This window comes from Butyrivibrio sp., assembly GCF_017940685.1.
Classification (GTDB): Bacteria; Bacillota; Clostridia; order Lachnospirales; family Lachnospiraceae; genus Butyrivibrio.
Genome location: NZ_JAGAYD010000038.1, coordinates 1 through 7,630 on the forward strand (window position 1 = coordinate 1; position 7,630 = coordinate 7,630).

General features: G+C 44.0%; 6 protein-coding genes and 1 pseudogene. 1 reads left to right on the forward strand and 6 read right to left on the reverse strand.

The window, feature by feature from the left end; translation table 11 throughout:
* The coding region (locus tag J6I68_RS02765; RefSeq protein ID WP_292217170.1) for a glycosyl hydrolase family 18 protein at positions 1–1,535 on the reverse strand (1,535 nt) is incomplete at its 3' end.
* A 708-nt stretch (positions 1,536–2,243) separates the two neighbouring features.
* Here J6I68_RS02765 and J6I68_RS02770 point away from each other — a divergent pair.
* Entirely contained in the window at positions 2,244–3,050 is an 807-nt protein-coding gene (locus J6I68_RS02770; RefSeq protein ID WP_292217173.1) for an adaptor protein MecA, read from the forward strand.
* A 142-nt stretch (positions 3,051–3,192) separates the two neighbouring features.
* Here J6I68_RS02770 and cysK read toward each other — a convergent pair whose 3' ends face one another.
* From cysK to nifH, 5 genes and pseudogenes are all read right to left on the reverse strand, one after another.
* A complete protein-coding gene (gene cysK / locus J6I68_RS02775; RefSeq protein ID WP_292217175.1) occupies positions 3,193–4,128 on the reverse strand; it encodes a cysteine synthase A in 936 nt (311 codons plus the stop codon).
* 147 nt (positions 4,129–4,275) lie between these two features.
* Positions 4,276–5,061 (reverse strand): ABC transporter ATP-binding protein, encoded by a 786-nt coding sequence (locus J6I68_RS02780; RefSeq protein WP_292217177.1) that lies wholly within the window; start codon positions 5,059–5,061, stop codon positions 4,276–4,278.
* Positions 5,061–6,080, reverse strand: coding sequence for an ABC transporter permease (locus tag J6I68_RS02785; RefSeq protein WP_292217180.1), 1,020 nt, complete (start codon positions 6,078–6,080; stop codon positions 5,061–5,063). The genes J6I68_RS02780 and J6I68_RS02785 overlap by 1 nt, the downstream gene beginning before the upstream one ends.
* 14 nt (positions 6,081–6,094) lie before the next feature.
* Positions 6,095–7,282: an ABC transporter substrate-binding protein gene (locus J6I68_RS02790; RefSeq protein ID WP_292217183.1), complete on the reverse strand. Its 1,188-nt coding sequence runs from the start codon at positions 7,280–7,282 to the stop codon at positions 6,095–6,097.
* A 38-nt stretch (positions 7,283–7,320) separates the two neighbouring features.
* Positions 7,321–7,630: pseudogene (gene nifH, locus J6I68_RS02795) on the reverse strand (nitrogenase reductase); the annotation flags it as partial.

Below are 7,630 nucleotides of genomic sequence, written 5' to 3' on the forward strand. Positions count from 1 at the left end.
TACTCGCCGTAGTTCTGGCCTGTCTCAGAGTTCCACTGCATGTCGATGCTGTGGTTTGAAATGTATTCCTTGTCAACCTTCATGGAAACTGCTTCACTGCTGACCTGACCGCCGCTGGTGTGCCATATCCTTGTGTAAAAAGGAACAGCATTTATGACCTTGCTGGCATCAACCTTATCAACGGTGTCGATGATACCATTTTCTACATATGAAAGAGATGCAACAGATCCAGCTTCCTGAGATCCGGCGTAATGCTCATCGTAGCCCATTATAATAACGTAGTCAGCCACAATTCCCTGCTCGTGAAGATCATAGTGATCATTGAAATTCATAGGGACATAATTATCAATGGAAAAGACAAGTCCTGCCTTCCTGCAGGCTATTGAGAGCTCTCTTACAAACTCCACAAAGCTCTGTCCGTCCTCTGCTGCCACCATCTCAAAGTCAAGATTAAGACCATCTACTCCGACTGCAGTGCAGGCAGATACCACGTTTTCAATAAGCGTAGCCCTGCTGGATGCATGACTCAAAACTTCTCCGGTAGAAAAGTCGCTGCCACCTGTAAAGTTATCAAGAAGCGCCCAAACTTCAATGCCCTTGCTGTGGGCTGTATTAACGTAAGAAGCTGAAGCAAAGCTCCTGATGGAACCATCATTACCTGTTACAGCAAACCATGTGGGAGAGATAACGTTAAGACTTGTGGCTCCTGAGATCATGTCGGTAATCGTGTCATTACCAGCAGCGCCTCCGATATTGTGAAAGCCAAGGTTTATCATGTGATCTCTTGAAATGCTGGTGTACTCTGGCTCAACATAATCTGTTACAGGTATGGGGCTTCTTGTCTTGGAATCAGAGAGTCTTTTGTTTTCAACCCATCCGATGTAGGCGTCGCTTGTTTTTACCTTGGTCCAGTTCTCAAGTTCTTCAAGAACAACTACTGTCTCGCCTTTTTCAATCTCCCTTAGGATCTCACTCTTTACACCGCCGCGGATCCTGACCTGGGTATCCTTGTTTATGGTTGCTACAGTCTCATCCTCCCAGCTTGTTGTAAGCTGCATATGGTTAGCATCCGTAAAGCCTTCATAGGCAAAGTTGGTGTACTTTTTAACGTAGTCAAGAGCCACGTACAAAACGCCGTTTTCAAGTCTTGTTATGGCGTAGCTCTCATTCCCGCTACCACCTTCAGTGTCAGACCAGGAACTGCTTCCAACCTCGCTTGTTATGATAGCTGTGGGAGTTGTGTAGATAAAAAGACCGTCCTCTATTCCATAGTAGAATCTGTCATTTAAATACTTCTGAACAGAATCAAAATCCATATAATAGTATCCGTCCAGGATCTGTGCGTGCTCCTCAATAAACTCATTGCCAAGAATAATTGGTACATCTGTTGCAGATGTGACGCCAAAGTATGCATCAAGATCTGCCTTCTCAGTGCTGTATGAATAGCGCTTCATAAACTGCTGCAGGACAAATACTCCTGCAAACACAAAAATAAGGACGATTATAATAATCGCCGGAATAACCTTTTTCTTCATTCTCTAGCTCCTTTACAATCGCCCTATATTATAGCAAACTATTTACTTTACGTCATTATGAATGTATCAACTATGCAAGCAAGGATGGGGTCCTCAGTAAATTTTAGGGATATTTCGATCATAAAATATGCTACGTAACTTTCTTGTTCATTTTTATCGTAATAATCCCTTTTCGTCTCAGTCCAAAAGGTTCAAAGCAGTGATAAATCCCATCAGATTTTCCTGAAACGTTTTCTATTTTTTTGACATAAATTAATACATTGAGGCGCCTCAGCACAAATCCTGCCTACCAACATCTTGCGTAACACAAAATATGGTATAATTAATATAGAAAATACGAAGTTGTTTTTATATCTTTTTATAGTCTTTGTGTTGATGTTTTTATATATTATAGGGGAATTTCTTGCAGAAACTTTTTGCAAGACATCTTGCCAGAACAGCAAGATTTTGAATAATCAATTCTTTATTAAGTATTTCCCTGTATCGCGCCTCCTTTCCGGATCATAGCCTTGCTGGAAGCGCCTCACAAAAAATACTATAACAGCAAATTCTTAAGATTTACCATCGAAATTTCTTAAGATTTTCGGCAGAAATTCTTAAGATTTTATGTAGATACTCGAAATATCGCATTTTATGACGATATATCTATTGACATAGTACCTTGTTTCACTTAGTATCTATGTATTCCAAAGTCAGGAGGTATGCATCATGAAAATCGAGAGAGTTAATGATCACCAGATTAGATGTACACTTACCAGAGATGACCTTGCGAAGCGAGACCTCAAAATTACAGAGCTGGCATATGGCACTGAGAAGGCAAAAGAGCTTTTTCAGGACATGATGCAACAGGCTAACATAGAGTTCGGTTTTGAAGCGGAGGACACTCCTCTTATGATCGAGGCGATTCCCATCAATTCCGAGTGTATTGTTCTTGTAATCACCAAAGTCGATGATCCAGACGAGCTGGACACCAGATTTTCCAACTTCGCTCCATCACTTCGTGATGAGGAAGACGAGGACGAGGATGATGGCGATGAGGATTACTACGACGATGAGTATGACGAGGATGAGGACGATGAAGAGGATGTGATGAGTCTTTTCAAGAGACTTCAGCACAGCAACATGTCCGACTACATGGATTCTCCAATGAGCCCTCAGTCAGATTCCAAGAAGGTAAAAGAAAAAACTGGCGGTCCCAAAAAGAAAGATCTGCCAGGCAGGAAGGGATCAAGGATCTTCTCCTTTGATTCACTCCACGAGGTTACAAAGTTCGCAAAAATAGTTTCAAGGAAATTCAACGGTAACAACACCTTATACAAGAATGAAGCTTTGGGTAAGTACTACCTGATCCTTCACCAGGGTGATCTTGATAACGCAGTGTTTGCCAATATTTGCTCACTTCTTACAGAGTATGGCAAGACAGAGCTCGGAAGCACAGCTGATGAGCACTATCTGGCAGAGCACTACACAGTAGTGATCGGCGGCAGCGCAGTTCAGACACTTTCACAGATCTAACAAGACACGGGGACGGTTCTGTTGTCTTATCAATTGAAATAGCTCCGGAGCGAATGGGCTCCGGAGCTATTTTTAATGGCTTGAAAGAAGATTTATATGGCTTTGGCTTTTATGTTTGTCCCGTCCCCATGTCTTGTTTTATTTAGTCTGCGAAAAGAGGTGTGGAGAGATATCTGTCTCCTGAATCAGGAAGGAGCACTACGATATTCTTACCCTTGTTCTCTTCTCTTTCTGCAAGGATTGCAGCTGCCTTAAGAGCTGCTCCTGAAGAGATTCCTACAAGGATTCCCTCAGATACTGCAAATCTCTTGCCCTCTGCAAATGCATCCTCATTGTCTATAGCGATAACTTCGTCGTAGATCTTGGTGTTGAGAGTGTCAGGAACGAATCCTGCGCCGATACCCTGGATCTTGTGTGGACCTGCTGTTCCCTGTGAAAGCACTGGGCTGCTTGAAGGCTCAACTGCAACGATCTTAACGTTAGGGTTCTGCTCCTTAAGGTACTCGCCTACACCTGTAACTGTTCCGCCTGTACCTACACCAGCTACGAAGATGTCTACCTTACCGTCTGTCTGCTTCCAGATCTCCGGGCCAGTTGTAGCTTTGTGGATTGCTGGGTTAGCAGGATTTACGAACTGTCCAAGGATCACTGCTCCCTCGATCTCTTTCTCCAGCTCTTCTGCCTTGGCGATGGCGCCCTTCATTCCCTTAGCGCCGTCTGTAAGAACGATCTCAGCGCCGTATGCTTTAAGAAGATTTCTCCTCTCTACTGACATTGTATCAGGAAGTGTGAGGATTGCTCTGTAGCCCTTTGCTGCTGCAACTGCCGCAAGACCGATTCCTGTGTTTCCGCTTGTAGGCTCGATGATCGTTGCTCCTGGTTTGATCTTTCCGCTCTTCTCAGCATCCTCGATCATGCTAAGTGCTACTCTGTCCTTAACTGATCCTGCTGGATTTAGGTACTCGAGCTTGGCAAGGAGTGTTGCGTTTGTAACTCCTGCCTTTTTGCTGTAACCATTAAGTTTAAGAAGTGGTGTTCCCCCAATAAGTTCAAGTGCGCTTTCTTTGATGTCTGCCATGATAGTAACCTCCGTTTGTATTTTTTCTGATGACAACTTGTTGTTGCCCTGTTCTTTATTTGATAATCAAATACTATCACAGACCGTTCATAATGAAAAATAAGGAAAGTTTATCGGTTACAATAAACTTTCCTTATATACACAATACTAAATACTGAAATCAGGAATGCTCTCTTCGTGCGCAAAGTTGAGCTTCTCAAGAATTGCATTTCTATATTTTATAAATGCTGAATGGCTTCTGTTTCTGGGATAGCTAAGCTCTATGTTTATCTCATCCACAATCCTTCCAGGTCTTGGTGACATGACAATGACCCTCTGCGCCAGATAAATAGCCTCATCCACGTCATGGGTAATGAGGATCATGGTGTTCTGACGCTCTTTCCACAGATCAATAAGTACATCCTGGATATTCATCCTGGTAAAGGCATCAAGAGCTCCCAGGGGCTCATCCAGTAGCAGCACATCAGGCTCGTTAGCGAGGGCTCTGACAAGAGCCACTCTCTGTGACATGCCTCCTGAGAGCTGATAAGGATATGAATCCTTAAACTTCTCAAGCTCAACCATCTTAATCAGCTCATTGGCCAGGTCTTCTTTTTCCTTCTTCTTACCAGTTGACTTAAGGCCAAAGAGTACGTTGTCCCACACTGTAAGCCATGGGAAAAGCGCATGATCCTGGAATACCAGTCCTCTCTTGGCGCTGCTGCCCTTAATCTCTTCACCATCCGCAAGGACTGTTCCTATAGTAGGTGTCTCGAGCCCTGCAATTGTCCTTAAAAGTGTGGACTTACCGCAACCACTGGCTCCAACAAAAGCGATAAACTCTCCTGGTTTTATATCAAGATTGATATCTGACAGCGCTGTGAGAGTCTCGTTCCCATCAGTCCTTCTGAAAATCTTGGTCACGCCGTCTATCTTAATATGTCCTCTATCCATCAGGCGTTTTCTCCTTTCTGCCAGCGCAGCACATATCTCTTTACCACGTTTAAGAGGTTGTTGACCATAACGAAGATAAAGCAGATGATTATGATCGCACCGTACATCTTTCCAAATTCCGCCCAGCCCTTCTGCCAGTTGATATACCAGCCAAGTCCGGACTCAACGCCCATCATCTCAGCAGCCATAAGTGTAATGCATGCAACGCTCATGCCCTGGGTAAGACCGCCAAAGACTGTGGGCATTGCAGCAGGTACAACAACTCTGAACAATATCCCTGCCTTGGATGTTCCCAGTGTTTCCGCAACCTCATAGTAATGTGTATTGATATTGCTGACACCTGTAAGGGAAGATACAGTTACAGGAAACCACACTCCAAGTCCGATAAGGAAAGCGCTTCCTCCGAAAAGAGATGTGGCAAGGATCATGATGATCGGCATATAGGTAGTTGTTGGGATCGCTCCAAGGATCCTGACAAAAGGATTGACCCAGTATCTTACCTTTTTTGACCATCCAGCTCCAATTCCGCATATGAGTCCAACAAGTACTCCTCCGATATAACCGGTAAACAAAAGCTTAAGAGAGTTTACCGCTGAATCAAGGAGCTTTTCCTTGTCGGAAATGATCGAATTGATTATCCTGTCAAGCCATGGAAAGTATGGCATGATCAGTATCCCTGTCTTAAGTGTCGCAATATCATATAATGTCAGCAGGATGAAAAGAGCTGTGTACAGCGCTGCTTTGTATTTCAAAATCGCATAGAGCTCAGATTTGAAAAAGGAGATTATATACAAAACTCCCCATACAGCCACTCCAAGTCCCACAAGATACGCATAGACTGGAGTACAGCTGTTTGTTCCCTTGTTGGGAACAAACAGGTATTCAATAAGATGCAGCACTCCGGCAATAACTGGCAATGCAGCAATAATGCGGGATAGCACTTTCTGTCCTTTAGTTATCTTTTTTCTATCCTGCTCAAGTTCAGCAAGTTCTTTTAATGAAACAGCCAGTTCCGCCACTGTTACACCTCCATTTAGTCAGCTTTAACTCCGCTAAGATCATATGCGTAGTAGATCTTTTTCTTAAACTCTTCTGGATTGGTATCTGCGCTCAGAATTCCAAGCTTTGAGTACTCATCAACAGAATCGTAAAGAGATTTCTCAGTTACTTCAGGTGGTAAACCAAACTTATAGTAGTTAAGAAGCTCTAAAGAATACTCCTCTGTTCCTGAAACGTATCCGTTTTCGATGAGCATCTTTGCTGCTTCTTTTCTGTTTTCCTCGCTCTCGCTAAGCCACAGTGAAGCCTTGTATACAGCTTTTGTGATCTTGTAGGATGCAGCTGGGTTCTCATCAAGGAAGGACCCTGCAATACCAAGTACGCAGCATGCCTCGTCCTTGAAGTCATCGTCTGTTGTAAGGGATCTGATCTGTCTTACTTCTCCGTTGTCCACCCAGGCTTTGCTGAGCTGCTCACTTACTACGATGGCATCTACCTCTTTATCCTGAAGAGCAAGGAGGATTGCGCTCTGGTCAAATCCAAGCCATGTGAAGTCATCCTCTGTGAAACCGTCATGAGCAACGAATCTGTTTGCAATGTTGTGATATACTCCGCCGAAAGCTCCGACAAATCCGATCTTCATGCCCTTTTCAAAGCCCTGGAAATCTGAGTCAGGAAGAACAACTGCTGCCGCACATCCTGTGTGAAGTCCAAGAGTAAATTTGATATCTACACCGTTCTGAACAGATGTAAGCCACTGAGCGATCATACCAGCTGCAGTATCGATCTTGCCTGCTGCAAGAGCATCTCTTGCGTCGTCAACATTTGTAAGCTCAGTATCAAGACCTTCTTTTTCAAAAAATCCGTAGTGATAAGCTACTGGAATCGCAACCTGGCAAAGTCCGCCGCTGTATGCAATGTGAAGAGTTCTCTTGCTGGCATCCTCTTCCTGATACAAAGCGTCAAGCTCCTCCTCTGAGAGGTTTGCAAGAGGATTGTCTACCACTGCTGCGGGAGCTGCGTCCGCTGAGGCAGCTCCTCCTTCTGACGCAGCTGCGCCGCCGCCAGCCTCTTCTTTTCCAGCACAGCAGTCCTCTTCTTCAGTAGCTGCAGATTCGTTACTTTCCCCTGAAGTAACAACGCCGCAAGCTGACAGAGATACTGCACATGTCACAGCCACGATAGTTGATAACACTTTTTTGTATAAGCCATTTTTTCTCATATTTTTTCTCCTCATCTAGTAATGTTATAGCGCCTCGATCAGATCACATATTCAGGAAGATCCATAAGACCAAACTCAAACAGGATCTCCTCAAGTCTCTCCTGGGTCATAGGTGTCGGGATTGTGAAATCCTGATTATCAATGATGGCATCAGCAAGCTGTCTGTACTCCTCAGCCTGGGAAGAATCAGGCTTGTACTGGATAACTGTCTGCTTTCTGATCTCTGCGTGCTGAACGATGTTGTTTCTTGGAATGAAATAGATAAGTTTCGTGTTCAGCTCTTTTGCGAAAGCCTCAAGAAGAGGCTTTTCATTGTCTACGTTTCTTGAGTTGCAGATGATACCACCA